Below are 24,735 nucleotides of genomic sequence, written 5' to 3'. Positions count from 1 at the left end.
CGATCAGAACGCCAGGTTCACCTGGACGTAGGCCGAACGCCCCGGCTCGTTCACCTGGACCACTGCAGGATCGAAACCATTCCCGCGGCTCAGGTGAGACGCATAGGTGGTGTCGAGAAGGTTGGCGACGCCGCCCCGCAGCTCGACCGCACTGGCAAGCTGCCATGTGCCGAAGAGATCGACGACCGCATAGCCCGGCGTCTCGCGAACGTCGAGGCCCGAACCGGTGGCGGTGCTCGTGTCGGCCCGCGTCTGTTTCCCGGCCCAGCGCATGCGCGTGCCCGCGCTCCATTCGGTCACGTCGTAGACCAGCTCCACACTGCCGCTGAAGGGCGATATCTGGTAGAGGGGCCGGTTGTCGGTCGTGTTCTCGCCATAGGTATAGGCGAGGTCGGCGCCGACATGCCAGGACGGCGCAAATGCCCATTGTCCAGCGACGTCGAAGCCCGCAAGTTCCGCATCGACATTGCGGAAGATGCTCGACACGCCGTCGTTCACGAGAACACCGGACTGGCCGCGCGCAATGTCACGCGAGATGAAGTCCTGCACGTTGTCGTACCAGACGCTCGTGGATGCTTTCCAGACGGAGCGTACCGTCTCGATGCCCGTATCGAGCTGGTGATGCTTTTCGGGGTCTAGGCCCGGATTGCCGACCCAACCGCCGTTTCCCATTGCAGGCGCACGGGCAATGCCTCGCTCGGTCGCATCCGCCGTGCGTACGGCGCGGCTCGCACCTGCCCAACCGGAGAAGCCGCCGAAGTCATGCGTGACGCGAACGAGGCCGCTTACGTTGGTCTCATCCTGATCCGTCTGTGTGACGCCATAGAAAGTGTTGTAGAGCGTGCGGGCCGAGACCGCGCCCATGCCGCCCGGCAGGAGGTCGGCTTTCGTCGCCTTGACGGAGACGAAATCGGTGCGGATACCGGCAGTGAGGTCCGTCTTTGCCGTCAGCGGCGCGTTTGCCTCGACGAACAAGCCGGCGTCCTCGATTTCCATGCCCGGCCATGTGTAGTTGGAGATCGTGGTCGGCGGAATGGCGGCCATCATGGACGAATAGCTCGTCGCGTCGCGATCGTTGCGGCGGTAGTCGCCACCGACCGTCACATCCACATCACCGAACTCGAAAACACCCGCGAGCCGGGTGCCGCGTGTGTCGGAGGTCGCGTCGGTGCGCATGGTCATCGCACCGGGCGTCCGCAGCGAGTAGTTGTCCATCACGTGATCGACAAAGGAACCGTAGACGCTCGCCTCGAATCCCTTGAAGGCGCCTGCTTCCTCGAAATTGTGCTCAACCGCGAGACGGTAGGTATCCGTCGCGGTCCATGGCGCGTCCATGCCAGCGCCCGCGAAAAATGCGTCTTCGACGACATTTCGTTCCATGGAAAGGGAAAGAAGCGAATCCGCGCCATAACGCAGGCCGACTTCTCCGCCGCCGCCATATTGTTTGAAGGCGGAGCGGACCTCGCGGCCGGAGCCGTCTTCGTAGTTGTCGGCGCGGCGGCCTGTCATGAAGCCACGGATATAGCTGCCGCGTTCGACGGCGCGCGCCTGCGCGCTTACGTAACGCTGCACGCCGTTCGACTCGATACCGCTCTCGACGTTGCCCGAGAGTCCTTCGGCGAAATCGGCCGGGTCGGCTCTTTCGAGCGAGACGGTGCCGGCGGGTGCCGGCGGGCCATCGAGCACGGACTGATAACCACGGCGAACGGTGATGCTGTCGCCGGACATGGGCATCATGGACGACGTGGGCGGATCCATGCGGTTCGGACAGGCGCCGAAGACATAGGCGCCGTCGCTGATGACGGCAATCCTGTCTTCCGACATGCCGCGAATGCTGATGTCCGAACCGTGGCCGCCCATGCGGCCCGCTGTCACGCCCGGCATACGCGAGAGAAGCTCTCCCGCGTCGCGCGCGGACGGGCCCGTGACGTCGCCCACCTTTACCGTTTCGGAGGGGCCGTCCTCCTTCGCGGGGGCGGAGATCACGAGTTCGGGTATTTCGATGGCGGAGGTGCTTTCCTCCGCGGCTTCTTCCGCGGCGTTCGCGGGAAGCATCCAGAACGCCGCCATGAGGGCGGCGGTGGCTGTGCCGGCGCGCAGAAGTGCACGCCGCGCCGCCAGAGAGCGCTGAAACAACATTGGATATTTTCCTGTCTTGTCTGAAGGTCGGTGAAGAATTCAGACGAAGACAGGCGGACCCGTGGTGAGGGATGGAGGATGCTCGGTGCCGTGCGGCACGAGGATCGCGGCGGCGGGGCGCGGCAGATCGGGCACGCGCGGTGGCCGCAGCCGGGTGAAGAGATCGTCCCGGAATTCGGCGAGCGCGGCCGTCGCCATCGGCGCGCAGAGGCCGGTCGCAAAGTCCGGATGATCCTCGCCGCCGGAGACGGGTTCGCCGCTTGCGTCGAGAAAGATGACTTTCAGGCCGCTTCCCGTGCAGATGACGATGCGGTCTTCGAAAACACCCGTCTGTTGAAACGACCGTGCGGCAAGGCTGCCCGCAAGCGCGGGAAAGAGGATCGACAGGGTAACGAGGCCGAGGAGAAGGCGCGCGGCAAGCGAAGGCGCTGCGCGCCTGCGGCGCTGCGCATTTTTCCGTCGCCTGTCCTGTTTCCGATCGGCCAAAGGCCTGCCCCCTTTTTCGCGCAGTATCGGGAGCGGCGGCGGGCGTGTCAAAAGAGAGGAGCCGGATTTACTGTGGCGCGATGCCGCAGCCTCAGCCCATCAGGCGGCGTACTTCGCGCCTCAGCACGGGCAGCAGCTCGGCCTCGAACCAGGGGTTCTTCCCGATCCAGGCGTTGTTGCGCCAGGAGGGATGCGGAAGCGGGATGAAACGCGGGCCATATTCCCGCCAGGCGGCGACGGTTGCCGTGAGGCTTTCCTTGCGGGCCGCACCGAGATGCCAGGCCTGCGCATACTGGCCGACAAGTAGCGTCAGCTCGATCTGCGGCAGAAGCTTGAAGAGCTGTTCGCGCCATGCTTCGGCGCATTCGCGGCGCGGCGGCAGATCGCCGCCCTTCGCATCGAGACCGGGAAAGCAGAACCCCATGGGCACGATGGCGAGGCGCGACACGTCGTAGAATTCGTCAGATGTTACACCCATCCAATCGCGAAGCCGGTCGCCGCTCGGATCGGTGAAAGGCGTTCCCGATGCGTGAACGCGCGTGCCCGGCGCCTGCCCCACGATGCAGATACGCGCTGTACGCGAGACGCGCAGGACCGGACGCGGCTCGTGCGGCAAAGGCGTCTTCAGCGGGCTTTCGACGCAGATGCGGCAGCGGCGGATATCGGCGGCAAGGCGATCAAGCTTCGTCATGTCCGCATTGTGCAATGCGGGCAACGGGAAGCAAGACAGGTTTCAGTTCACCGCCTTCAACAGATTGCGAGCGATGATGACCTGCTGGACCTGGCTGGTGCCTTCGTAGATGCGGAAGATGCGCACGTCGCGGTAGAAGCGCTCGATGCCATAGTCCGCCACATAACCCGCGCCGCCATGGACCTGCACCGCGCGGTCGGCGATGCGGCCCACGGCTTCCGAGCAGAAGAGCTTGCAGCAGGAGCTTTCGGTCGCGACATTCTCGCCCGCATCGCGGCGGCGCGCGGCGTCGATCACCATGCAGCGGCCCGCATAGGCTTCCATCTTCGAATCCGCGAGCATGGCCTGCACCAGTTGCAGGTTGCCGATCGGTTCGCCGAACTGCTTGCGCTCGGCGGCATATTTCACGGAGTCCTCGACGAGACGGTCGGCAACGCCGATGCAGACGGCGGAGATGTGCAATCGCCCACGCTCCAGCACCTGCATGGCGGTGACGAAGCCCTTGCCCTCTTCCGCGCCCAGCAGACAGCTGGCGGGGATGCGGGCATCCTCGAAGACGACGTCGCAGATATGGGCGCCCTGCTGGCCCATCTTCTTTTCAGGCTTGCCGATATGGATGCCGGGAATGTCGCTCGGCACGACGAAAGCCGAGACGCCCTTCGCGCCCGGCGTCTTCGGATCGGTGCGCGCCATCAGCGTGAAGGCATGCGCCTTGTTCGCATTGGTGATGTAACGCTTGGTGCCGTTCACGACATAGTGGTCGCCGTCGCGGATGGCCGTGGTCTTGAGGGAAGCGGCGTCGGAACCCGCTTCCGGCTCGGTGAGCGCGAAGCTGATGATGGCCTCACCGCTTGCGATCTTCGGCAACCAGTATTCCTTCTGGTCCTGGCGACCATGCATGACGATGCCCTGGCTGCCGATGCCGACATTGGTGCCGATGACGGAGCGGAAGGCGGGCGAGGTACGGCCGAGCTCGAACATGAGGAGGCATTCCTCCTCCATGGTGAGGCCGAGGCCGCCATATTCAACGGGAACGGAAATACCGAAGAGGCCGAGTTCCTTCATTTCCTCGACGATCTCGTCCGGCACCTTGTCGGATTCGGAGACCTTGTCCTCGATCGGGCGAAGGCGCTCGTCGACGAAGCGGCGGACGGAGGAAATGAGCTGGTCGCGTGTTTCGGCGTCGAGGGCCATGGGTCTTCCCGCATTGCTGGTTTCAAGGTTGCGGGAATTTAGGCCATGGCCCGGCGGGGGTCAAAAGCGGCAAAAAGGGCCGGATTTACCCGCGCGGAAGCTCCGCGGAGATCGCCGCGCCTAAAATCCGGTCGGCCCGGCTGCCATCGAGAGACAGGGGTAGATAGACGGCCTCCACGCTCACCCTGCCGCGGGCCGTATATTCCATTGTGCCCGCAACGGCATAGGGCCGCTGCTGTTCGGCGACGAATTTGTAGAAGCGGAACAGAACCTCGTTGAAACGGCCTGTATGCGAAGGGCTGTCAAGCACACGGCGGCCGCGGAAATTGGCGCCATGCGCGTCCACGACATCGCCGCCGACAAGCCGATAGGTGAGATCGAAGGGGTCCCAGTCGACCTGGACTACAAGAAGATTCGGCATGTGGCGGGCAAAACGGATGGGATCGATTTCGTCGGGGCGCGGCATGGCGCGGCCCCCACGCACCTCGTTCCAATAGGCAAGCATGTCGCGGCAAAGCGGTTCGCGAAGTTCCTTGAGACGCCGAAATTCGATGCCATGCGCGTCCGCTTCGGCAGGCACTTCCGTGCCGCCGCCGCGATGGGTTTCCACCTGTTGCATCATCGCCCGTTAAACCTTCACATGACCCAGCCCGAGCCAGTGGCAGCAGCCTGCCGGGATTTTCCTAACGGTTCGTGAACCGGATGTCCGCAAAGCGGTCCCTATTCCGAACCTATTCTGTAAGCCGCAACGCCCATGATGTGGCTCACGTCGCCATCGGCCCCCGCGAGCGGCAAATAGACGGCGGAGAAACGGCAGAAGCCCCGGCCCAGGAAATCGAGCGATCCACCAGCGGCACACGGCTGCCGCCGCTGCACGATCGAGGCATAGAAGCGGTGCATGGAGGTTCCGTAGCCAGGCCGTTTGCGGTCGAGATCGCGCACATCCATGCCGGTGAAGTTTTCGCCGTGGGCTTCGATGTTTTCGTTGCCGACGAGGCTATATGTGAAGGCCGGGCCCTCTCCCACCCGGACCATGAACATGCGCGGCATGAGGCGTGGGAAGGCGGTCGGCATAATATCGTCGCGGGAGGGCATCTCCCGCCCTGCCCGCTTCATTTCCCAATAGGCGAGGACCTGTCGAAGCGACGGCTCGGGAAGCTCGTCAAGCGCCAGAAAGCGTGCGCTCTCCTCGACAGGCGCGATTCTGCTAAGAGCTGCTCTCATTTCCATTGCTACCTTTGATGACCTTGACAGCAATCTGCCCCGGCTTGCGTAACGAAGCTCTTAATTCCGGCCGCGAACTGGAAAACCGGCCCTGCGATTTGGGAACCGCCGCTCTTCCTGATAAAAGCGCCGCAACGGAATTCGAAGACAGGTTATTTGCACATGAATACCAGCCTGAGCAGCCGTCTCGCGGGGTACGAGACGTGGGAGGGGCACGATCCTTTCGAGGATCACGCCGGCCCCTTCTTCTTTCGCAAGAACGACGACGGAACGGTGACTTGTGCCTTCGAGGCGACACCGGTGCATTGCAATGGCGGCGGCTTCCTTCATGGCGGCCTCCTGATGACCTTCGCGGATTTTTCGCTGTTTGCCTTCGGCCGCGACATTCTGGAGGGTCCGTCGGTGACGGTCTCTTTCGCGGCGGAATTCACGGCGGCGGCCGGCGCGGGCGCGTTCATCGAGGCGCGGGGCGAAGTGGTCCGCAACACCGGCAGCATGGTTTTCCTGCGCGGGCAGGTTTTCACCGGGAAGGGCGCGGATGAACGCATCCTGCTCAACTTCTCCGGTATCGTGAAGCGGGTGAAAAAGCGGCCGCTCGAAAAATAGCGCGCCAGTACCGATATCCCGGACAAGGGCCCCTGCATCAGGAAAGCGAGCCTCATGGTCAGCTTGAGCGTTCTCGACCAATCCCCCATCCGCAAGGGCGGCACCGCCGCAGAGGCGATCGCAAACACGATCGACCTCGCGCGGCAGGCCGAGCGCTTCGGCTATAGCCGTTACTGGCTGGCCGAACATCACAACACGTCGTCCTTCGCAGGCTCGGCGCCGGAAATTCTGATTGCGGCGGTCGCAGCCGCGACCGGCCGCATCCGCGTCGGCTCCGGCGGCGTGATGCTGCCGCATTACAGCCCGCTCAAGGTGGCGGAGTGTTTCCGCGTTCTGGAGACGCTCTATCCCGGCCGCATCGACCTCGGACTCGGACGCGCGCCGGGCGGCGACCTGCGCACGACGCGGGCGCTGCAACCCGGACCGCAGGCCTATGACGTCGGGGTCTTCCCGCAGCAGGTGGAACTGCTGCGGCAGTTCCTTGAGGATTCGACGGGGCTTCAGGGCGAGGAAGGCGGTTTCCCCGGCGACCACCCCTATCTCGGCCTCCACGCCACGCCGCGCGGTCCCGGCATGCCGGACCTCTGGATGCTCGGCTCGGGCGGCGACGGCGCGATCATCGCAGCGCAGTTCGGTATGGCCTATTGCTTCGCGCATTTCATCAACCAGGATGCGGGAACGCAGCCGCTCGATGCCTACCGGCGCAATTTTCGCGCGTCGCGCGGCCTTGCGGGCCCACGCGGTTCCATCGCCGTTTCGGTCACGGTCGCCGATACCGAGGAAGAGGCAAAGCGCATCGCGGCATCGCGCAATCTCTGGGTGATGCACCTGCTGCAGAACCGGGCGGGTGCCTTTCCCTCCATCGAGGAAGCGCTCGACTATCCCTACACGGATGAAGACAAGATCATGCTCCGCGCCATTGAGCAGCGGGGCTTTGCAGGCACTCCGGAGCAGGTGCGCGGGCGTCTCCTCGCGCTCGGCGAGGCGCATGGTGTCGACGATTTCGTTGTTCTGACGATCACTTATGACCAGAAGGACCGCGTGCGCTCCTACGAGTTGCTGGCGGAGGCCATGGGCGTGAAGGCGCCGTCCTGACGCCTAATCCGCCGCCATCCGGCGCAGCTCCGCGCGGCGGCTTATGCGCCGCTCCAGCGCCGCACGAAGCCGGATTTGACGCTCACGCGTGATCGGGTAGCGCATGATGATCGCGATGGAAACGATCCAGAGCACGAGAGGCACGAGGCAATACAAGGCAAGGAGCGCGAAAAGCGCTTTCGGCGAATTGCTTTCGGACTGAGCGTTGAAGCCCGTCCATTGCAGGATCGGCAACGCGATGCCGACACCGAGCGCTTCCGAGGATTTGCGCACCATGCCGAGAAACGCAAACAGGAAGGCGGCGCGCGACTCTCCGCTCTTCAGCGTATCGAGATCGACGACGTCCGCCATGATCGACGGCCCGAGAATGGGCGCGGCGCCGAGAGCGAGGCCCTGCACCACATTGATGGCAAAGAGGCAGGCGAAGACAGCATCCGGCGCGGCAGGCTTTACAAGATAGATCACGGCGGGCACCAGCGCGAAGACGAACAAGGAAACAAATCCGGCTGCCGCAATCGCCCTGTGCTTGCCGATGCGCCCCCCGAGCCAGACCCAGAAGGGCGCGCCGACAACGCCGGCGACAAAGAAGGTGAAGATGAGGACGGTGCTCGCCTCGCCGATGCCCGCCACATGTTCGAAGAAGAAGATGACGACGCCGATATTGATCGAACCGGCGAGCGCACCGAAAATCGAACTGAGAAGCACGATGCGGAACGGACCGTTCCTCAGGGCAACGCGAAGTCCACGACGGAAGGGAATGGGCTTTGTTTCGACGATCCGCGGCTCCGGCACAGACGCGAAGACGATCAGCGCGCAAAGCGGCAGCATGATTACCGTGAGCCAACCGAGAATGCCGACCGCCGAGCGCCCCGCCGCGCCGCCGCCGTCCCCGCCGCCCGTCCAGTAGGCACCGGCGATGGGCGCCGAAATGGCGATCAGCAGGCCGATCAGGAGAAACATCTCGCGGCTGCCGGTGATGCGGTTGCGCTCCTTGTAGTCGCCCGAGAGTTCCGCGCCCCATGCACCGTAGGGAATGGTGATGAACGTGTAGCCGAGATAGATCGCCGCGATCCATGTCAGGAGATAGAGGTTCGTGACCTCTTCCGGCGGCACGAAGAGCATCAGGGCGGAGGCCATCATCACCGGCACACCCGCCAGCACCCAGGGGCGGCGGCGGCCAAAGCGCGTTCGCGTGCGATCCGACAAACGGCCGATCAGCGGGTCGGTCACGACGTCCGAAATGCGCGCGAGCATGAGGATGAGGCCGACGGCGGTGAGATCGAGGCCGAGCGTGCTGGAATAGAAAGGAGGGATGTAGACGGCGACCGGGAGGCCGATGACCGCAAGCGGAATGACGAACTGGCCATAGGCGACAAGCTGCCATCGCGTCAGGGGTTTTTCCGAACCCTCGCCTGCCATTCCCGCTCCTTTCCATGCGCGCCGCGCTGCCCGCGCGATCGTAAATTCAGTTTACTAGTCTTGCCCGTTCACGCAATGACCGGCTGGGTGCGACCGGGACGGTTCAGCCTGCGTTCAGGTTCGAAACACGATTATCAGCCTGCCGATGGGTCGAGAGGTCATCGGACTGTTCCTTCCGGGGTTATGTATCGGGAGGGACGGATCGGGCGGCGTCCATTCCGTACCCCGTGGACGCCGCCTTTTCATTCCGGCAGCGGCATCTAGGCCGCAGCGCCCGGACGCGACGACACGCGCGCGTGCCAGGCATGGAGATGCGGCGTCCCGTCCGGCATTTCGAGTCCGGCGAAGGCGGCAAAATCCACGGTGCAGAGCGCGGTGATGTCGGCAATCGAGAAATAATCGCCGAGAATGAAATTTTTCCCTTCGAGTTCGCGGTCGAACCAGCGGAATGCCGCCGCGACCCCTTCCCTGTTCGACTCACCGAACTCATTGAACTGCTTCACGACTTTCGCCGTGTAGGGATGGGCATGGCGCCAGAAATTCCCGACCGGCGCCATCAGCGCGAATTCGACGCGGCGCAGCCACATGTCGACCTGGGCCCGCTCCAGCGCGCTGCGGCCAAAGAGCGGCTTCTCGGGATGTATCTCTTCCAGATAGCGGCAGATGGAGACGCTTTCGGAAATCGGCGTGCCGTCGTCGAGTTCCAGAACCGGCGTCTGGCCAAGCGAGTTCTTTTCGCGGAAGGCATCCGACTTGTGCTCGCGTTTCGCGAGGGCGACTTCCTCCAGCGGCAGATCGATTCCCTTTTCCGCCGCAAAGATGCGGACGCGACGCGGATTGGGCGCCGGCATGGCCGAGTTGTAGAGCTTCATGAATTCCTCCCGAGGTTTTTTCTTCGTTTCAGGTAATGAGGCCGACAACCGCGCCCGTCATGGAGGTCGCGAGCGTGCCGGAGACGATAGCGCGGGTGCCGAGCGTCACGATCTCCAGACGCCTTGAGGGTACGAGCGACGTCAGCCCGCCGATCAGGATGCCGACCGAGCCGAAATTGGCGAAGCCGCAAAGCGCATAGACCATGATGAGGGTCGAACGCTCCGACAAGGCGCCTTCCGGCAGGCGGGCAAGGTCCAGATAGGCGATGAACTCGTTCAGGATCGTCTTCGTGCCCATCAATTGTCCGGCGAGGTGCATTTCATCCGCCGGTATACCCATGGCCCAGACGAGCGGGGAAAAGATCCAGCCGAGAATGCGCTGAAGCGTGAGCGGAGAGGCCCAGACATCGGGCAGGAGGCCGAGGATGATGTTGGTGAGTGCGACGAGCGCGACCATCACGATCAGCATGGCAATGATGTTGAGAAGAAGCTGGAGGCCCTCGAAGGTACCGCGCGTGACCGCATCCATGCTGCTCTGATATTCGAGATGAGGTACATCGCCGCCGATGCCTGTCGGAACGGCCCCCGGCTCTTCCGGGACCATGATGCTGGCGATGAGGATGCCGGCGGGCAGCGAGATCAGCGAGGCGACGAGAATTTGTCCGAGCGCGCCGGGCACGACGCTTCCGATGATACTCGCGTAGAGCACGAGCACCGTGCCCGAAACGGTGGCGAGACCGACTGTCATGGTCATGAAGAATTCGGCGCGCGTCAGCCTTTCCAGATATGGCCGGATGAGAAGCGGCGCCTCCACCATGCCCACAAAGGCGTTTGCGGCGGAGGCAAGACCGACGGCGCCGCCGATGCCCAGGCTCTTCTGCAGGAGGTAACCGAAACCGCGCGTGACCCAGCCGAGCACCCGCCAGTACCAGAGCAGCGCCGAGAGCGCCGACATGACGAGCACCAGCGGCAGGGCCTGAAAGGCGAGGATGAAACTGTTTTGCGGGGCTGTCGTTTCGAAAGGCGCCGCGCCGCCGCCGATATAGCCGAAGACGACGCCCGTTCCGGTCCGCGTCGCCTCGGTCAGGGCGTCCACGAGGCCGTTCAGCGCGAAAAGCGCACCCTGCGAGGCGGGCAGTTTCAGCAAGAGGAGCGCGAGACCGACCTGAATGGCGAGCGCCGCCGCAACCGCGCGGAGGGGAAAGGTCCGCCTGTTCTCGCTCAGGCCCCAGGCAAGGGCGACGATGAGGGCGAGCCCGAAGGCGCTCTGGAGTGAGGACAGGAACATCGATGAGGGGCTTTCGGGCAGGTTTCCGGGGGTTCGGGCGGGCGTCGACATCATAGGGAGAGGCAGACGCAAAGCAACGAGGCCGCAGCGGAAGCCTCCCTTGACCCTTGGGCATGTCTCATGCACAAAGTCCCGCACGTTTTTGAGGGCATGGCCTTTCAACCCCGAATGCGGGGCATGCGGCGGCCCATTTCCGGTCTTGAACGGCCCGTTAGTCCAACTGGAGAAATACCCATGAGCATTCGTTTTGACGGCAAGGTCGCCATCGTGACCGGTGCGGGCGGCGGTCTTGGCCGCTCCCATGCGCTGGAACTCGCGCGGCGCGGCGCGAAAGTGGTGGTGAACGACCTTGGCGGCGACCGCACGGGCGCGGGCGGCTCGTCGGAAGCGGCCAAGAAGGTGGTCGAGGAGATCAAGGCGCTTGGCGGCGAAGCGATCGCCAACGGCTCGTCGGTCACGGATGACGAAGGCGTCGCCAACATGGTCAAGCAGACCATGGAACAGTGGGGCCGCATCGACATCCTGATCAACAATGCCGGCATCCTGCGCGACAAGTCCTTCTCCAAGATGGAAATTTCCGACTTCCAGCTCGTCGTCGACGTGCACCTGATGGGCACCGTGAAGCCGACCAAGGCCGTCTGGGAAATCATGAAGGAGCAGAATTACGGCCGCATCGTCGTGACCGCCTCCTCCACCGGTCTCTATGGCAATTTCGGCCAGACGAACTACGGCGCGGCGAAGCTCGCCGTCGTCGGCTTCATCAACACGCTGAAGCTCGAAGGCCAGAAGAACAACATCCACTGCAACGCGCTGGCGCCGGTCGCCTATACGCGCATGACGTCGGACCTGATGCCGCCGGAAGCCGAGCAGATGCTGACGCCGGAAGCGGTTTCGCCGGGCGTCATGTTCCTCGTGTCGGAACAGGCCCCGACCGGCATGATCCTTTGCGCGGGTGCCGGCGTTTTTGCCGCCGCGCGCATGGAAGAAGCCGAAGGCATCTTCCTCGGCCGCGACGGGTTGACGGCCGAGAAGGTCGCCGAGAACTGGGACAAGATTTCCGATTTCTCGAACGCCACGCCTTTCTTCATGGGCGGCGAGCAGACCGGCAAGTTCTTCAAGCTGGCGACGGGCGGCAAGTAAGCCATCCTCGCTATAGGAAAGATCGAGGGGAGCCCTGGCGGCTCCCCTTTTTCGTTCCGGGCACCGCCTATCCGGGCGCATGGCCAAGCTCCAGCGTGCTCCTTATAGTGCCCGGATGCTGAACCGGTTCCTCTTCGCGCTTGCGGCGCTTCTCCTGGCAGTTTCGGCCCCCGGCGCCGCACGAGCGGAAGAGCCGGCATGCGAAATCGACCGGCCGATCATGTTCGGCGGGCTCGACTGGGACTCGAATGCTTTCCACACGGAGCTTGCGCGGATCATCCTCGAGCGCGGCTATGGCTGCGAGACGGACGTGCTGCCGGGCTCGACGCTGCCGCTCATCACCGGGATCGGACAAGGCGACATCGACGTGCTGATGGAGGTCTGGCGCGACAATGTCACCGAACCGTGGAACGAGGCGGTGGAAGCGGGAACGGTCATCTCGCTCGGCACGAACTTTCCCGATGCGGTGCAGGGCTGGTATGTGCCGCGCTATGTGATCGAGGGCGATACGGCGCGCGGCATTGAGCCGATGGCGCCGGACCTGCGCGCCGTCACCGATCTCAAGGATCACTGGCAGCTCTTCCGCGATCCCGAGGTGCCCACCAAAGGCCGCTTCTACAATTGCATTCTCGGCTGGGCTTGCGAGGAGCAGAGTACGCGGAAACTCAAGGGCTACGGGCTCGACCGCACCTATACGAATTTCCGGCCGGGCACAGGCGCGGCGCTCGCGGCGGCCATCGCTTCCGCCCATGAACGAGGCGAGCCCATTGTCGCTTATTACTGGGGCCCGACCTGGGTTCTCGGCACCTTCGATCTCGTGCAGCTCGATGAGCCCGACTATTCGGAAGAAGCGTGGAACGCCTTCAACGCGGACCCGGAGCGCCATCCGCCCGTTGCCTTTCCGACAGTCGAAGTCATCATCGGCGCGAATGCGAAGTTCGCCGAGAGAGCGCCCGAGATCGCGGCCTTCCTGCGCGCCTATGAGACGACCGGGCAGATGGTGAGCGAGGCGCTCGCCTATATGCAGCAACACGAGGGCGCAACGGCACGGGACGTCGCCTTCCATTTCATCGAAAAGAGAGGCGACGTCTGGCGGCAATGGGTGAGCCCGGAGATTGCCGCGCGCGTTACCGGCGAGCGGGAAGCGCAAGCGAAGAGCTTTCCCGTGACGCTCGAAATTCCGCTCGAGCAATGGGTGAACGGCGCGATGAAGCGCTTCGTCGCCGAGTATGGCGGCGCGTTTCATGTCGCGAGCAACGGGCTGCTCCGTGTCATCGTCTGGCTTGAATTCCTGATCGCCGCCCTGCCCTGGTGGCTTCTCATTCTGGCGACGGGCGGCATCGCCTTCCATGCTTCGCGGCGGCCTCTGCTTCCGGCCGCGCTGATGGCGCTGCTGTTTCTCATCGGTGCGCTGGGGCTTTGGGATCTCGCGATACAGACACTCGCGCTGATGATCGTCTCCGTGGCTGTCGCCGTGCTCATCGGCCTGCCCTCCGGCATCGCCATGGCGTCGAGCGACCTTCTGAGGCGGATCATGCTGCCGTTGCTGGACGCCATGCAGACGCTGCCGAGCTTCGTCTATCTCATTCCGGCGTTGATGCTCTTCGGGCTCGGCAAGGTGCCCGCGCTTTTCGCGACGGTGATCTATGCGACGCCGCCGCTGATAAGGCTCGTCGACCTCGGCCTGCGCACCGTCGATCCACGGCTCGTGGAAGTGGCGGCCGACCTCGGCGCCGATCCCAAGAGACAACTCATCGACATCAAGCTGCCGCTCGCACTGCCCAGCATCATGGCGGGCGTCAACCAGACGACGATGATGGCGCTTTCGATGGTCGTCATCGCGTCGATGATCGGTGCACGCGGGCTCGGCGAAGAGGTGCTGCTCGGCATCCAGCGGCTCGATATCGGGCGCGGGCTCGTCGCCGGTGTTGCCATCGTCGCGCTCGCCATCGTGTTCGACAGGATCACGCAGGCCTATGGCGGGCGGCGGGACAGCGTTGCGCCGCGCTGATCAGCCGAAGCGCTTTTCCATTCGCCAAACCATGATCGGTTCGCGAGTCGTGAGAGTGCCGATATCGGCCTTCACCTCGCGGGCGACATACCAGCCATGCTTTTCGTAGAACGCTCGTGCCCGGTTGTTGCCGACGCGGCATTGCAGCCAGATGAGCGCATGGCCCTGCTCTTTCAAGACGTCTTCGGCTGCCTGAAGGAGCGGCGCTCCGACGTCCTGCCCGTGCCATGCTGGCAGGACGAATACCTGTCCTATGCCGTCACCTTCCCAGCCGGCGAATCCGACAACTTCCCCATCGATAATCGCGACGGCCATGCGGTCGATGCCCGAGCCGATGCGCGCCTCGAAGAAAGCGAAAGGGCGGCCCACGGCGATCTCCGGATCGAGATGGGCGTGGCCCGCGTGCCATGCATCATGCCAAACGCGAGCGAGCGCCGGAATGTCTCCGGCGCTCGCTCTTCTGATCACAATATTGGCGGCGGCGCTCAAAGGCCGAGCACGGCCTTAGCCATGATGTTGCGCTGAACCTCGTTCGATCCGGCATAGATCGACGCCTTGCGCAGCGAGAAGTAGTAAGGCGCTGCGGTGAAGGCCCCTTCCGGGCCCACTTCCGGCTCATTGGTCTCGATCATGCCGTTCTCGATGGTGGGCGCCGCATAGTCGCCGAGCACTTCCACCATGAGCTGCGAGATTTCCTGCTGGATCTCCGTGCCGCGGCACTTCAGGAGCGAGCTTTCGGGGCCCACGTTGCCGCCGATCGAGAGCGAGGAGAAAATGCGCAGTTCCGTGAATTCCATCGCCGTGATCTGGCTGCGGAGATCGGCATAGCGCGCCTTGAAGGACGGATCCTCGGCGAGCGGCCTGCCGTTCACCACGGTCTCCTTGGCCATCTCGCGCACTTCATCGAGAGAGCTGTAGAGACCCGGCGAATAGGGATTGCCGCGCTCGAACTCAAGCAGGTATTTGGCGTAGGTCCAGCCCTTGTTCACTTCGCCGATGAGATTTTCCTTCGGGACCTTCACATCCTGGAAGAAGACCTGATTGACTTCCTGGTTCGGCGCCGAGGTGCTGTCGAGGCAGATGATCGGGTCGACCTTGATGCCCGGCGTCTTCATGTCGATGAGAAGGAAGGAAATGCCCTCCTGCGGCTTGCCCTCGTTGGAGGTGCGCACGAGGCAGAAAATCCAGTCGGCCCACTGGGCGACGGAAGTCCAGATCTTCGACCCATTGACGAGGAAATGGTCGCCCATGTCCTCGGCCTTCGTCTTCAGCGAGGCGAGGTCGGAGCCCGAGCCCGGCTCGGAGTAGCCCTGGCACCAGAGGACGTTCGTTTCGAGAATGTCGGGCAGGAAGCGCTTCTTCTGCTCCGGCGAGCCGAACTTCATGATGACGGGCGCCACCATGGTCGGGCCGAAGGGAATGGTGTGCGGCACGCCAGCGCGGCCCATCTCGACGTTGAAGATGTACTTCTGCGACTGGCTGAAGCCCGGTCCGCCATATTCCTCCGGCCAGTTCGGCGCGAGCCAGCCCTTCTTTGCCAGCGACTTCTGCCACTGGATGTGGGCTTCCTTGGTGATGTAGCCATGCTTCGAGCGCGCATGAAGCCTGCGCATCTCGGGCGTGTAACATTCTTCGATGAACTGACGAACTTCCTGGCGGAAGGTTTCGTCTTCCTTGCTGAATGCGAGATCCATATTCGTCTTTCCGTTTAGGCCTGTGGCGGATTACTCGACCTTGTCGAGGAACTGCAGCGTCGGCGCGCCGCCCAGCACGGCACCGAGCGAGGGACCAGCGGCGCGGAAATAATCGGTCTTGCCGTGCGCATCGAGATCCGCCTGGGAGGCGTATTGTTCCATGACGATGTAGGTGGAGGGCTCCGATTTCGACTTGAAGAAATCGTACTGGAGGCAGCCCTTCTCGTTCGCCTTCACCTTCGAGCGGAGATCGGCGAAAACCTTCTCGAATTCGGCTTCCTTGCCGGGCTGGACCGGAAGAGTGGCCACGATTCCGATGATGCTCATGTTTCGCTCCCGTTTTGGCTTGGGCAGACGGCCCGTTGTTTGTTGGCGGGGACTTTAGGGGCAAAGCCCCAGCGCTTCAATGCGCGGTGAGCCGCCCACTGTTCGGCAGCCACCGGCACTCTGTTCAGTTTCGAACGGCTCAGGAGCCCTTGTAGGAAGGCGGCCGCTTCTCGAAAAAGGCGTCGAGCGCCTCCTTGTGGTCCTGTGTGTGATGGGCCAGCGCCTGCATGGAGGCGGACAGTTCCATGATGGTGTCGAAGTTCGTGAGCATGCCCTGCCTCAAGAGCTGCTTCGTCATGCGTAATACGTCCGGCGCCTGATTGCAGATCTTTGCCGCAACGGCTTTTGCGCGGTCCATCAGCTCGGCTGCGGGAACGACCTCGGACACGAGGCCCCACTCCTTTGCCGTCGCCGCGTCGATCGTGTCGCCGGTGTAGAGAAGCTCGGAGGCGCGGGCCATGCCGATGATGCGCGGCAGGAGCCAGGCTCCGCCGTCGCCCGGAATGAGGCCGATCTTGAGGAAGGTGGCGCCGAAGACCGCCGTGTCGGCGGCAATGCGCGTATCGGCCAGGCAGGCAACGTCGTTGCCGAGGCCGATCGCCGGACCGTTCACGGCCGCGATGACCGGCACTTCGATGCCCCAGACCGATTTGACGATGCGGTGGATACCGTTGCGGTAGCGTTCGCGGATGTGAACGCCGGGACCGCCGAAGCCATCGCCGCCCTCACGCATCGCCTTCACGTTGCCGCCGGCGGAGAAGGCCTTGCCCGCGCCGGTCAGAATCACGCAGCGGACATCGCGATCCGCGTTGATGCGCGCGACGGCGGCCGGGAAATTCTCCGCATCCTCCGGCGCGCCTAGCGGATTGCGGCTCTCCGGCCTGTTGATGGTCAAGGTGACGACCGGGCCGTTCTTTTCGAAAATCAGGGGATCACTCATCGCCGGGCTGCCTCTCCTGTGTGCATTTTGTTCTGCTGTCTGTTGTCTCGGCGTCTCATACGCCAAAAATGCCGTGTATTCAGTCCGATTATGCTGCCTTAACCATTTCTCGGAAAACCTTATTAAGGATTTTCGCCGAGCCTCGCTATCACGGTGCCTGCATGTGCGGGTCTACCGCACGACAGGTGGCTTGGGCGGCCAAAAAGGGCACATCAATGACAGCCGGCGAAATGCGGCAGAACGAAACCGCGCTGCAAAACGCATGTCCGGGCGCGGAATCTCGCGGTGAGGCCGCTTCGGGGGGCAAAAGCGCAGGATGGCGGCAGTGGCTGTCGCTGTTCATGCCGCGCTCCGCGACCGGCGAACCGCTGCGCCCGGAAACCCGACTCGAGCAGATGCGCATGTTCGTCGAGAGCCAGAAGCTCCCGATGCCCTATGCCTTTCCGCTTCTGATGATCCCCTATGCGGCCTGTTTTGCCGGATCGGTTGCGTGGTACTGGCTTGCCGCTCCCGTTCTGCTCGTCTTCGCGACCGCATGGCTCAACCGGCAGAACATATTGGCCTTTGCAGCGGCGCATCCTGGACATGGGGACATAGCGGCGTGGGAACGCCGTATTACCGCCGTCGGGTTTCTGTTTTCGGCGAGCATCGCCTCCACGGCTTACTTCTTCTGGGTCCCCGAGAACCAGGTCCTGCAGGCTTACGTCCTTTCCGCGCTTCTTGTCGTCGTTGCCCCCGTCTCGCTGGTCACCGCCTGCTACACGCCGACCTTCTATGCCACGGTGATACCCATTACAGCGTCGATAACGTGGCGCCTTCTCTCCTATGGCGACATGCTTCATATTTCGCTTGCTGCGGTGCTAGCCGTCTTCGTCGTGCTGCTGACCCAGCTCACGGCGCGGCTGAACGGGATCATGCTCCACTCGATCACGCTCAGGGAGGACAAGTCGGATCTCATCGAGCAGTTGTTCAAGGCGAAGCGCGATTCCGACGCGGCGCGGGCGCGCGCCGAGGAAGCGAACCGCGCGAAATCGCATTTCCTCGCCAATATGAGCCACGAACTCCGCACGCCGCTCAATGCAATCATCGGTTTCTCGGAGGTGATGGAGTCGGAAATCTTCGGCAAGCATACGGTGCCCACCTACAAGGAATATGCGAACGACATCAACCGCTCGGGCCAGCACCTGCTGGGCCTCATCAACGATGTGCTCGACCTTTCGCGCATCGAGGCGGGACGCTTCCAGATATCCGAGGAGGACGTCGACATCGTTCAGCTTGCGGAAGATTGCCGCCGCATTGTCGAAATCAGGGCACAGGCACAGCGCGTGAGCATCGTCGCCGATTTCGAGCCCGAACTGCCGATCGTTTATGGCGACGCCCGCGCCCTTCGCCAGACCTGGATCAACCTGCTCACCAACGCCGTGAAATTCTCGCCGCCCGGCGCGGAGGTGCGCATGTTCGCGCGGATGGAAGCCGGCGGGGAAATGCGTTTCGGCATCCACGACAACGGACCGGGCATCGCCGAATCCGAGATCGAAAAGGTGCTGCACGCCTTTACGCAGGGCGCCTCCGGCCTCGCCCAGCCGGGCAAGGGCTCGGGCCTCGGCCTTTCCATCGTGAAGGGCCTGCTTGCGGTCCATGGCGGCCGTTTCGAACTGAAGAGCCAGCTCGGCCAGGGCACGCAGGCCGAATGCGTGCTGCCGCCGCAGCGGCTCCGCAAGCCACCGCCCGTCGCACGACGCGCCCGAAGCGCAACCCTCGAATGAAAAAGGCCGCTCCGGAGAGCGGCCTTTTGCGTTTGGGATCGAGGCTGCTTACGCGGCTTCGGAATAGCGCTTGAGCTGGTAGTCGATGTTGCCGAACTGCGTGTCAATCATCGTCAGGCGCTTGAAGTAGTGACCGACATTGAGTTCGTCGGTCATGCCCATGCCGCCGTGAAGCTGCACGGCCTGCTGGCCGACGAAACGGCCGGCCTTGCCGATCTGCACCTTGGCGCCGGCGGCGGCGCGGGTCCGCTCGGCTTCGCCTTCGGTGAGCTTCAGGTTGACCATGTAGGTCATGGAGACGGACTGCTCATAGGCCATGAACATGTCGACCATGCGGTGCTGGAGCACCTGGAACTTGCCGATCGGCACGCCGAACTGCTTGCGCGTCTTGCAGTATTCGACGGTGGCGGTGTTGAGTTCCTTCATGCAGCCGATGGCTTCGGCGGAGAGAGCGGCGATCGCCTGATCGGTGATCTTCTCGACGAGGGCCAAGCCCTTGCCTTCCGCGCCGATCAGCGCGTCGGCATCGACCTTCACGTTCTCGAAGGTGATTTCCGAGGCGCGGCGGCCATCGACCGTCGGGTAGTCGCGCGTCGAGACGCCCGCCGCCGACTTGTCGACGATGAAGACGGAGACGCCGTCACGGTCGCGCTGGCCGCCGGAGGTGCGGGCCGTCACGATGAGCTTCTGCGCCCAGGGCGCGCCGAGAACGACGGCCTTGTAGCCGTTGATCGTGTAGCCCGAGCCGTCCTTCTTCGCGGTCGTGGTGAGGTCCGCGAGGTTGTAGCGGCCCTGCGGTTCGGCATAGGCGAAGGCCCAGACCGTCTCGCCGCCGACGATGCCCGGAATGTGCGCTTCCTGCTGCGCGGGGCTACCGCCCTCGCGGAGGAAACCGCCCGCGATCACGACCGTCTCGACATAGGGTTCGATGACGAGGTGACGGCCGAACTCTTCCATGACGATCATGGTTTCGATGGCGCCGCCGCCAAGGCCGCCCATCTCTTCGGAGAAGGGAGCGGCAAGAAGGCCGAGCTCGGCGAACTGCGCCCAGATTTCCGGACGCCAGCCGTCAGCCGACTTCGCGACCTTGCGGCGCGTGTCGAAATCATATTTGTCCTGGAGCAGGCTCTGCACGGTGTTGCGGAGCAGGGTCTGCTCTTCGGTGAACGAAAAATCCATCTTCCGACCTTCCCTCGTTGCTGTTCTTTTTTGCGCCGACCTTAAAGGCCGAGCACCATTTTCGCGATGATGTTGTGCTGAATCTCGTTCGATCCGCCATAGATCGAGGTCTTGCGCATGTTGAAGTAATCCTGCGCCAGGCCCTGCGAGCCTTCCGGACCGGGCACGAACTCGTTGCCCGTCACTTCGAGACGCGGAGCTTCGACAAGCGCGTAGTTGCCGACGGCCTCGACGGCGAGTTCGGTGATGCGCTGCTGGATTTCCGTGCCCTTGATCTTGAGGATCGAGGCTTCCGGCCCCGGCCCGCGGCCCCGGCTTTCGGCTGCGAGCGTGCGGAGCTCCGTCACTTCGAGAGCGGAAAGGTCGATCTCGACTTCCGCCACCTTGCGCGAGAATTCATCCGTCTTCATGAGCGGCGTGCCGTCCACGAGCTCGGCATTGGCGAGCTTCTTCAGGCGTTCGATGGCCTTCTTGGAGCGGGCGACACCGGCGATGCCGGAACGCTCGTTGCCGAGCAGGAACTTCGCATAGGTCCAGCCCTTGTTCTCCTCGCCGATGAGGTTCTCGGCCGGAACCTTCACCTCCTCGAGGAAGACCTCGTTCACCTCGTGCGAGCCGTCCATGGTGATGATCGGACGCACCGTGATGCCGGGGGTCTTCATGTCGATGAGCAGGAAGGAGATGCCCTCCTGCTGCTTCGCGTTCGGATCGGTGCGGACGAGGCAGAACATCCAGTCGGCGTGCTGGGCGAGCGTCGTCCAGGTCTTCGAACCGTTGACGATGTAGTGGTCGCCTTCGCGAACGGCTTTGGTGCGGAGGCTCGCAAGGTCCGAACCCGAGCCCGGCTCCGAATAGCCCTGGCACCACCAGTCATCGCCCGAGAGAATGCCAGGCAGGAAGCGCTTCTTCTGCTCTTCATTGCCGAAAGTGTAGATCACCGGGCCGACCATGGAGAGGCCGAAGGGGAGAAGTGGCGTCGTTTCGGCGCGCGCATTCTCCTCGTTCCAGATGTAGCGCTGCGTGATGGTCCAGCCGGTGCCGCCATACTCCACGGGCCAGTGGGGAACCACCCAGCCCTTCTTGTAGAGAATGCGGTGCCACTTGAGGATATCTTCCTTCGACATCTCGCCACGGCGGGCGCCGCGAAGTTCCTGCGGGTAATTGTTGGCGATGAACTCGCGAACTTCATCGCGGAACGCGAGCTCTTCGGGGGAAAAGCGCATATCCATAGGTCAACCTCCATACGGCCGAGCGCGCGGGCAGAGCCTCCGCGCGAACATGCCGGATTATCGTTTGCACTGGCCCGGTACCGCGCCCCTGACGGACGAACCGCCGATCCCGCGTCCATAGCCTGTTATTTGGCGGTGATAATAGTGCCCAGCGCCCCCGTTGCAAGCGTGCCGACTCGTAAGGGACGAACGGGACGCTGTGCATTCATGAACGGAAGAGCGCCGTCTCAGAGCCGGTCCCGCGTGGCCGTGCCACGATGGATGGCGAGAGCCGATTTCACCATGCCGAGGGCGAGGGCCGCCCCTGCCCCTTCCTCCAGCGCGATGCCCGTTTCGAGAAGCGGCTTCTTGCCGATAGCCGCAAGAAGACGCGCATGGGCCGGGCCGCAGACATGCGCGGCAAGGCAGTGATCGAGAGCCGAGGGCTGCAGCTTGTAGAGGACGGCGGCGGCAGCGCAGGTGACGAAGCCGTCGAGCAGGACGGGAATGCGCTGGAAGCGCGCGGCAAGGATCGCGCCGGCGATGGCGGCAAGTTCGCGGGATCCGACGCGGCGCAGCGCCTCCAGCGGATCGGCGAGATGGCCTTCATGCGTGGCAAGGGCTGCGGCGGCGGCTTCGTTGGCCAAGGCGGAACCGTCGCTCCAGTCCTCCGGCGCGCCGCCGAAGAGGGCGGCCACGAGCGTGGCGGCGGCGATGCGCCCGCCCTCACCCGCCGCGCCGAGGCAGAGGAGATCGGTGCCACCCGCAATCGCCTCCATGCCGAAGGCCATGGTGGCGGCGCAGGCCGCCTCGGAGAGCGCGTCGTGCGCGCGGATGTCGGGGACGGGCATGTCGAGGGCGAGGTCGAAGACCTTGAGGCCAGCCTGCGTTTCGAGAGCAAGCTGGTTCACCGCGCCGCCGCCCGCCGCATAGAGCTCGACGAGACGATGTGTCGCGCCCGGTTCGGCGCCGGGCATGGCGGCGGCGAGACCATGCGTGCCCGCAAAAATCGCGATGAGAGGCCTGGTGATGGCGGGCTGCGTCATGCCGGCCCAGGAGGCGACCCATTCGGCGAGGCCGGCCATGCGGCCAAGCGAGCCTTCGGGCACGGCAAGCGAAGCGGTGTGCGCCGCCGCAGCGGCCCGCGCCTCCTCATCGGCGGGCGGCAGGCCCGACAGGAGGTTGCGGATATCGTCGAAGGGCAAGCCGGTAGCGGCGCGGGACATTGACGCCTCGGGTCTCACGTGAAAGGAAAGCAGCCCGCTCTATACTCTTTCGGATCGACAGAGGAAACCCGTGAGCTATTCGAAACCCATCAAGAGCCCCTGCCTTCGCGTCTGCGCCGTGGACGGGCGTGCCAATGTCTGCCGGGGCTGCGGGCGGACGCTGAAGGAAATCGCCGGATGGGGCGCGATGAGCGACGGCGAGCGGGATGCGGTGCTGCGCGCGTTGCCGGAGCGGATCGAAAGTCTCGGCGACAAGGCGAGCGACAGAGAAGAGGCGCTGGCGAAGATCAGGGACGCGCTGGGGAACTAGACGCGCCAATGGCCCCGCAAGGCAGATGCCTTCGGGGGTTTGCGCGAAAGAAGGAGCGCGGGGCATTGGAATTCGAACCGCACATGTATCTCGCATGTGACATGTGGCACATGTAAGGGCGGTTCTCCTTCCGCCCCGCGCGCTACGATTTCAGATCCGTAAGAGTCTTTTTCAAAGCCGGCCTCCGCTTTTATCGGCGAAGGCGACTCCGGGTCGTAGTGCCCGGCTCCCCGCCGGACCCCCCGGGGGCATGGTCTGGTTTCCATGGGCCGCGGGACGGCAGCTTTCCCTCTCCACGCATTCGGCCAGTCCGGACGCGCCCTTCGGTGGAGCGAGATCAGATCAATATGGGTACGGATGAATGGAGGGGGATAAGTTTATTTTGAAGGTGGCGCTACTGACAGGATGCTGACTTCAAGAGCACCGAGCCGCCCGAGTTTTGTGAAGATTGACGCCGCTTCGCGGCTTCTGGATTGCCGGGTCAAGCCCGGCAATGACGGTTTTTCTTCCCACTCTCACCTGCATCCGCACCGTCACCGCGCGTGTCGCGTTTCAGGCGCGTCTCAGACCTTCTTCAGGAACTCGGTCTTGAGGACGAGGCCCTTTACCTTTTCGGCGTTGCATTCGATGTGGCCGGCGTCGCCGGTGAGGCGGATGTTTTTCACGACGGTGCCGCGCTTCAGGGTGACGGAGGTGCCCTTCACCTTCAGGTCCTTGATGACCATCACGCTATCGCCATCGGCAAGCGCGTTGCCGTTGCTGTCCTTCACTACATCGCTCATGGGGTCCGCCTGGGATCGAGGGTCGATGGCCCTCTTTAAGCCTCGCGCATCGCTGCCGCAACGGAAAATGCCTAGATGGCATCCTTCCTGGCACGGAGGTTCAGCGGGTCGCGCTTGAGGATGCGGCCGTCGAGCGCGCCGAGCCAGTCGAGGCCTTGGCGGAGCTTCACGACATCGCCGATGACAATGATGGCGGGGGCCTTGAAGCCCTCGCGGGCGACATCCGCCGCCGCCGTGCCCAGCGTCGTTTCAAGCACCGCCTGATCCTTCAGCGTCGCATTGCGCACGAGGGCTACGGGCTCATCGGCGCGGCGGCCATTTTCGATCAACAAGGTCGAGATCGCGCCGAGATGCGAGAGCGCCATATAGAGGACGATGACGGGCGAGCCCTTGGCGATGGACGGCCAATCGAGATTTTCCGGCACGTCGCCGCCCGCCATGTGGCCGGTGATGAAGGTGACGGCGTGGTTCACGTCGCGATGCGTGACCGGGATGCCGGCATAGCCGAGGCCGCCGATACCGGCCGTGACGCCGGGCACGATGCGGAAGGGAATGCCCGCGTCGACAAGGGCGAGCGCTTCCTCGCCGCCACGGCCGAAGACGAAGGGGTCGCCACCCTTCAAGCGGAGCACGCGGTGTCCCTTGCGGGCGAGTTCGACAAGCCTTGCGGAAATGTCGCGCTGTTTCGGGCTCGGCTTGCCGCCGCGCTTGCCGGAATATTCGAGCTGCGCGCCGGGACGCACGAACTGGAGCACCGTTTCGTCGACCAGCGCGTCGTAGACGACGACGTCGGCCTGGCGAAGGGCATTCAAGGCGTGGAGGGTCAGAAGACCGGGATCGCCGGGACCGGCGCCGACGAGCCAGACCCAGCCCGGCTCGAAACCGGGCAGGCCGAGCGCCGACGCAGCCTCGCCCACACCTTCCGGCAGGGGTGCGGCCTTGCGGCTGCCTGTCAGCGATATGACCTTGCCTTTCGACATTTCACCCATCATGTAAGTGAATTGTGATCTAAATCAATCTTAGCATGTAAATAGGGGGCTGTCGCGCGCGTTCCAATATCGGAATGCAATAACCCAACTCATAAACCGTCATGACCCGGCCCTCCTTCAAACTTTTTTGGCGGGTCATCCACGTCTTT

24 protein-coding genes and 1 pseudogene are annotated in these 24,735 nt (G+C 63.7%); 7 read left to right on the top strand and 18 right to left on the bottom strand.

The window, feature by feature from the left end; all coding sequences use genetic code 11:
- Positions 1–3 precede the first annotated feature (3 nt).
- The 6 genes from ACKUUH_RS13185 to ACKUUH_RS13160 all read right to left on the bottom strand — a co-directional run bounded on the left by ACKUUH_RS13185 (position 4) and on the right by ACKUUH_RS13160 (position 5,734).
- A complete protein-coding gene (locus tag ACKUUH_RS13185; protein WP_407950380.1) occupies positions 4–2,139 on the bottom strand; it encodes a TonB-dependent receptor domain-containing protein in 2,136 nt (711 codons plus the stop codon).
- Positions 2,140–2,178: 39 nt separating this feature from the next.
- Complete coding sequence (locus ACKUUH_RS13180) at positions 2,179–2,625, bottom strand: hypothetical protein (protein WP_407950379.1); 447 nt, start codon at positions 2,623–2,625, stop codon at positions 2,179–2,181.
- 91 nt (positions 2,626–2,716) lie between these two features.
- The gene (locus ACKUUH_RS13175) at positions 2,717–3,316 is read right to left on the bottom strand and encodes a uracil-DNA glycosylase family protein (RefSeq protein WP_407950378.1); all 600 of its coding nucleotides are present in this window, start codon (positions 3,314–3,316) and stop codon (positions 2,717–2,719) included.
- 42 nt (positions 3,317–3,358) lie between these two features.
- Complete coding sequence (locus tag ACKUUH_RS13170) at positions 3,359–4,510, bottom strand: acyl-CoA dehydrogenase family protein (protein ID WP_407950377.1); 1,152 nt, start codon at positions 4,508–4,510, stop codon at positions 3,359–3,361.
- 85 nt (positions 4,511–4,595) lie between these two features.
- On the bottom strand, positions 4,596–5,132 hold the full coding sequence (locus ACKUUH_RS13165) for a PAS domain-containing protein (protein ID WP_407950376.1): 537 nt from the start codon (positions 5,130–5,132) through the stop codon (positions 4,596–4,598).
- A gap of 98 nt (positions 5,133–5,230) precedes the next feature.
- Entirely contained in the window at positions 5,231–5,734 is a 504-nt protein-coding gene (locus tag ACKUUH_RS13160) for a PAS domain-containing protein (RefSeq protein ID WP_407950375.1), read from the bottom strand.
- Between the two features lie 162 nt (positions 5,735–5,896).
- On the opposite strand from ACKUUH_RS13160, the gene ACKUUH_RS13155 reads away from it, so the two are divergent.
- Positions 5,897–6,340 carry a hotdog domain-containing protein gene (locus ACKUUH_RS13155; RefSeq protein WP_407950374.1) on the top strand — a complete coding sequence of 148 codons (444 nt, stop codon included), beginning with the start codon at positions 5,897–5,899 and terminating at the stop codon, positions 6,338–6,340.
- A 54-nt stretch (positions 6,341–6,394) separates the two neighbouring features.
- Entirely contained in the window at positions 6,395–7,435 is a 1,041-nt protein-coding gene (locus ACKUUH_RS13150) for an LLM class flavin-dependent oxidoreductase (protein ID WP_407950373.1), read from the top strand.
- A gap of 3 nt (positions 7,436–7,438) precedes the next feature.
- Here ACKUUH_RS13150 and ACKUUH_RS13145 read toward each other — a convergent pair whose 3' ends face one another.
- The 3 genes from ACKUUH_RS13145 to ACKUUH_RS13135 all read right to left on the bottom strand — a co-directional run bounded on the left by ACKUUH_RS13145 (position 7,439) and on the right by ACKUUH_RS13135 (position 11,008).
- Positions 7,439–8,854 carry an MFS transporter gene (locus ACKUUH_RS13145; RefSeq protein WP_407950372.1) on the bottom strand — a complete coding sequence of 472 codons (1,416 nt, stop codon included), beginning with the start codon at positions 8,852–8,854 and terminating at the stop codon, positions 7,439–7,441.
- 260 nt (positions 8,855–9,114) lie between these two features.
- Positions 9,115–9,726, bottom strand: coding sequence for a glutathione S-transferase family protein (locus ACKUUH_RS13140; RefSeq protein WP_322313279.1), 612 nt, complete (start codon positions 9,724–9,726; stop codon positions 9,115–9,117).
- 28 nt (positions 9,727–9,754) lie between these two features.
- Positions 9,755–11,008, bottom strand: a complete 1,254-nt coding sequence (locus ACKUUH_RS13135; RefSeq protein WP_407950395.1) for a NupC/NupG family nucleoside CNT transporter — start codon at positions 11,006–11,008, stop codon at positions 9,755–9,757.
- Between the two features lie 240 nt (positions 11,009–11,248).
- Between ACKUUH_RS13135 and ACKUUH_RS13130 the strand changes: the two genes are divergently transcribed.
- The 3 genes and pseudogenes from ACKUUH_RS13130 (at position 11,249) to ACKUUH_RS13120 (ending at position 14,165) form a co-directional block, all read left to right on the top strand.
- Positions 11,249–12,154 carry an SDR family oxidoreductase gene (locus ACKUUH_RS13130; protein ID WP_407950371.1) on the top strand — a complete coding sequence of 302 codons (906 nt, stop codon included), beginning with the start codon at positions 11,249–11,251 and terminating at the stop codon, positions 12,152–12,154.
- A gap of 79 nt (positions 12,155–12,233) precedes the next feature.
- Positions 12,234–13,220, top strand: a pseudogene (locus ACKUUH_RS13125) (ABC transporter substrate-binding protein); the annotation flags it as partial.
- Positions 13,221–13,361: 141 nt separating this feature from the next.
- The gene (locus ACKUUH_RS13120) at positions 13,362–14,165 is read left to right on the top strand and encodes an ABC transporter permease (RefSeq protein ID WP_407950394.1); all 804 of its coding nucleotides are present in this window, start codon (positions 13,362–13,364) and stop codon (positions 14,163–14,165) included.
- Here ACKUUH_RS13120 and ACKUUH_RS13115 read toward each other — a convergent pair whose 3' ends face one another.
- The 4 genes from ACKUUH_RS13115 to ACKUUH_RS13100 all read right to left on the bottom strand — a co-directional run bounded on the left by ACKUUH_RS13115 (position 14,166) and on the right by ACKUUH_RS13100 (position 17,126).
- Positions 14,166–14,534 (bottom strand): GNAT family N-acetyltransferase, encoded by a 369-nt coding sequence (locus ACKUUH_RS13115; RefSeq protein ID WP_407950370.1) that lies wholly within the window; start codon positions 14,532–14,534, stop codon positions 14,166–14,168.
- 116 nt (positions 14,535–14,650) lie between these two features.
- Complete coding sequence (locus tag ACKUUH_RS13110) at positions 14,651–15,859, bottom strand: acyl-CoA dehydrogenase family protein (protein WP_407950369.1); 1,209 nt, start codon at positions 15,857–15,859, stop codon at positions 14,651–14,653.
- A gap of 30 nt (positions 15,860–15,889) precedes the next feature.
- Entirely contained in the window at positions 15,890–16,186 is a 297-nt protein-coding gene (locus ACKUUH_RS13105) for a putative quinol monooxygenase (RefSeq protein WP_407950368.1), read from the bottom strand.
- A gap of 139 nt (positions 16,187–16,325) precedes the next feature.
- Positions 16,326–17,126, bottom strand: a complete 801-nt coding sequence (locus tag ACKUUH_RS13100; protein ID WP_407950367.1) for a crotonase/enoyl-CoA hydratase family protein — start codon at positions 17,124–17,126, stop codon at positions 16,326–16,328.
- Positions 17,127–17,467: 341 nt separating this feature from the next.
- Here ACKUUH_RS13100 and ACKUUH_RS13095 point away from each other — a divergent pair, with 341 nt between their 5' ends.
- Entirely contained in the window at positions 17,468–18,892 is a 1,425-nt protein-coding gene (locus tag ACKUUH_RS13095; RefSeq protein ID WP_407950366.1) for a sensor histidine kinase, read from the top strand.
- Between the two features lie 48 nt (positions 18,893–18,940).
- Here ACKUUH_RS13095 and ACKUUH_RS13090 read toward each other — a convergent pair whose 3' ends face one another.
- The 3 genes from ACKUUH_RS13090 to ACKUUH_RS13080 form a co-directional block, all read right to left on the bottom strand.
- Positions 18,941–20,071: an acyl-CoA dehydrogenase family protein gene (locus ACKUUH_RS13090; RefSeq protein ID WP_407950365.1), complete on the bottom strand. Its 1,131-nt coding sequence runs from the start codon at positions 20,069–20,071 to the stop codon at positions 18,941–18,943.
- A gap of 41 nt (positions 20,072–20,112) precedes the next feature.
- A complete protein-coding gene (locus ACKUUH_RS13085) occupies positions 20,113–21,300 on the bottom strand; it encodes an acyl-CoA dehydrogenase family protein (RefSeq protein ID WP_407950364.1) in 1,188 nt (395 codons plus the stop codon).
- A gap of 227 nt (positions 21,301–21,527) precedes the next feature.
- A complete protein-coding gene (locus ACKUUH_RS13080; RefSeq protein WP_407950363.1) occupies positions 21,528–22,505 on the bottom strand; it encodes a nicotinate-nucleotide--dimethylbenzimidazole phosphoribosyltransferase in 978 nt (325 codons plus the stop codon).
- A 70-nt stretch (positions 22,506–22,575) separates the two neighbouring features.
- Between ACKUUH_RS13080 and ACKUUH_RS13075 the strand changes: the two genes are divergently transcribed.
- Positions 22,576–22,815, top strand: coding sequence for a DUF1289 domain-containing protein (locus tag ACKUUH_RS13075; protein ID WP_407950362.1), 240 nt, complete (start codon positions 22,576–22,578; stop codon positions 22,813–22,815).
- Positions 22,816–23,378: 563 nt separating this feature from the next.
- Here the strand turns inward: ACKUUH_RS13075 and ACKUUH_RS13070 are convergent.
- Complete coding sequence (locus tag ACKUUH_RS13070; RefSeq protein ID WP_407950361.1) at positions 23,379–23,597, bottom strand: alkylphosphonate utilization protein; 219 nt, start codon at positions 23,595–23,597, stop codon at positions 23,379–23,381.
- A gap of 71 nt (positions 23,598–23,668) precedes the next feature.
- A complete protein-coding gene (cobA, locus tag ACKUUH_RS13065) occupies positions 23,669–24,577 on the bottom strand; it encodes a uroporphyrinogen-III C-methyltransferase (protein ID WP_407950360.1) in 909 nt (302 codons plus the stop codon).
- Positions 24,578–24,735: the final 158 nt, after the last annotated feature.

The organism is Parvibaculum sp. (genome assembly GCF_045863935.1).
In the GTDB taxonomy this organism is placed as follows: Bacteria; Pseudomonadota; Alphaproteobacteria; order Parvibaculales; family Parvibaculaceae; genus Parvibaculum.
The sequence above is the reverse complement of the archived record's forward strand: the minus strand, read 5'-3'. Positions and strand labels throughout refer to the sequence as shown.

Bases quoted from the DNA above. Each gene is read 5' to 3' on its own strand.
- ACKUUH_RS13080 (WP_407950363.1), bottom strand. From the start codon at position 22,505: ATGTCCCGCGCCGCTACCGGCTTGCCCTTCGACGATATCCGCAACCTC.
- cobA (WP_407950360.1), bottom strand. From the start codon at position 24,577: ATGTCGAAAGGCAAGGTCATATCGCTGACAGGCAGCCGCAAGGCCGCA.
- ACKUUH_RS13175 (WP_407950378.1), bottom strand. From the start codon at position 3,316: ATGACGAAGCTTGATCGCCTTGCCGCCGATATCCGCCGCTGCCGCATC.
- ACKUUH_RS13165 (WP_407950376.1), bottom strand. From the start codon at position 5,132: ATGATGCAACAGGTGGAAACCCATCGCGGCGGCGGCACGGAAGTGCCT.
- ACKUUH_RS13090 (WP_407950365.1), bottom strand. From the start codon at position 20,071: ATGGATTTTTCGTTCACCGAAGAGCAGACCCTGCTCCGCAACACCGTG.
- ACKUUH_RS13105 (WP_407950368.1), bottom strand. From the start codon at position 16,186: ATGAGCATCATCGGAATCGTGGCCACTCTTCCGGTCCAGCCCGGCAAG.
- ACKUUH_RS13185 (WP_407950380.1), bottom strand. From the start codon at position 2,139: ATGTTGTTTCAGCGCTCTCTGGCGGCGCGGCGTGCACTTCTGCGCGCC.
- ACKUUH_RS13150 (WP_407950373.1), top strand. From the start codon at position 6,395: ATGGTCAGCTTGAGCGTTCTCGACCAATCCCCCATCCGCAAGGGCGGC.
- ACKUUH_RS13140 (WP_322313279.1), bottom strand. From the start codon at position 9,726: ATGAAGCTCTACAACTCGGCCATGCCGGCGCCCAATCCGCGTCGCGTC.
- ACKUUH_RS13145 (WP_407950372.1), bottom strand. From the start codon at position 8,854: ATGGCAGGCGAGGGTTCGGAAAAACCCCTGACGCGATGGCAGCTTGTC.
- ACKUUH_RS13160 (WP_407950375.1), bottom strand. From the start codon at position 5,734: ATGAGAGCAGCTCTTAGCAGAATCGCGCCTGTCGAGGAGAGCGCACGC.
- ACKUUH_RS13085 (WP_407950364.1), bottom strand. From the start codon at position 21,300: ATGGATATGCGCTTTTCCCCCGAAGAGCTCGCGTTCCGCGATGAAGTT.
- ACKUUH_RS13095 (WP_407950366.1), top strand. From the start codon at position 17,468: ATGCCGCGCTCCGCGACCGGCGAACCGCTGCGCCCGGAAACCCGACTC.
- ACKUUH_RS13120 (WP_407950394.1), top strand. From the start codon at position 13,362: ATGAAGCGCTTCGTCGCCGAGTATGGCGGCGCGTTTCATGTCGCGAGC.
- ACKUUH_RS13130 (WP_407950371.1), top strand. From the start codon at position 11,249: ATGAGCATTCGTTTTGACGGCAAGGTCGCCATCGTGACCGGTGCGGGC.
- ACKUUH_RS13110 (WP_407950369.1), bottom strand. From the start codon at position 15,859: ATGGATCTCGCATTCAGCAAGGAAGACGAAACCTTCCGCCAGGAAGTT.
- ACKUUH_RS13100 (WP_407950367.1), bottom strand. From the start codon at position 17,126: ATGAGTGATCCCCTGATTTTCGAAAAGAACGGCCCGGTCGTCACCTTG.
- ACKUUH_RS13170 (WP_407950377.1), bottom strand. From the start codon at position 4,510: ATGGCCCTCGACGCCGAAACACGCGACCAGCTCATTTCCTCCGTCCGC.
- ACKUUH_RS13155 (WP_407950374.1), top strand. From the start codon at position 5,897: ATGAATACCAGCCTGAGCAGCCGTCTCGCGGGGTACGAGACGTGGGAG.
- ACKUUH_RS13070 (WP_407950361.1), bottom strand. From the start codon at position 23,597: ATGAGCGATGTAGTGAAGGACAGCAACGGCAACGCGCTTGCCGATGGC.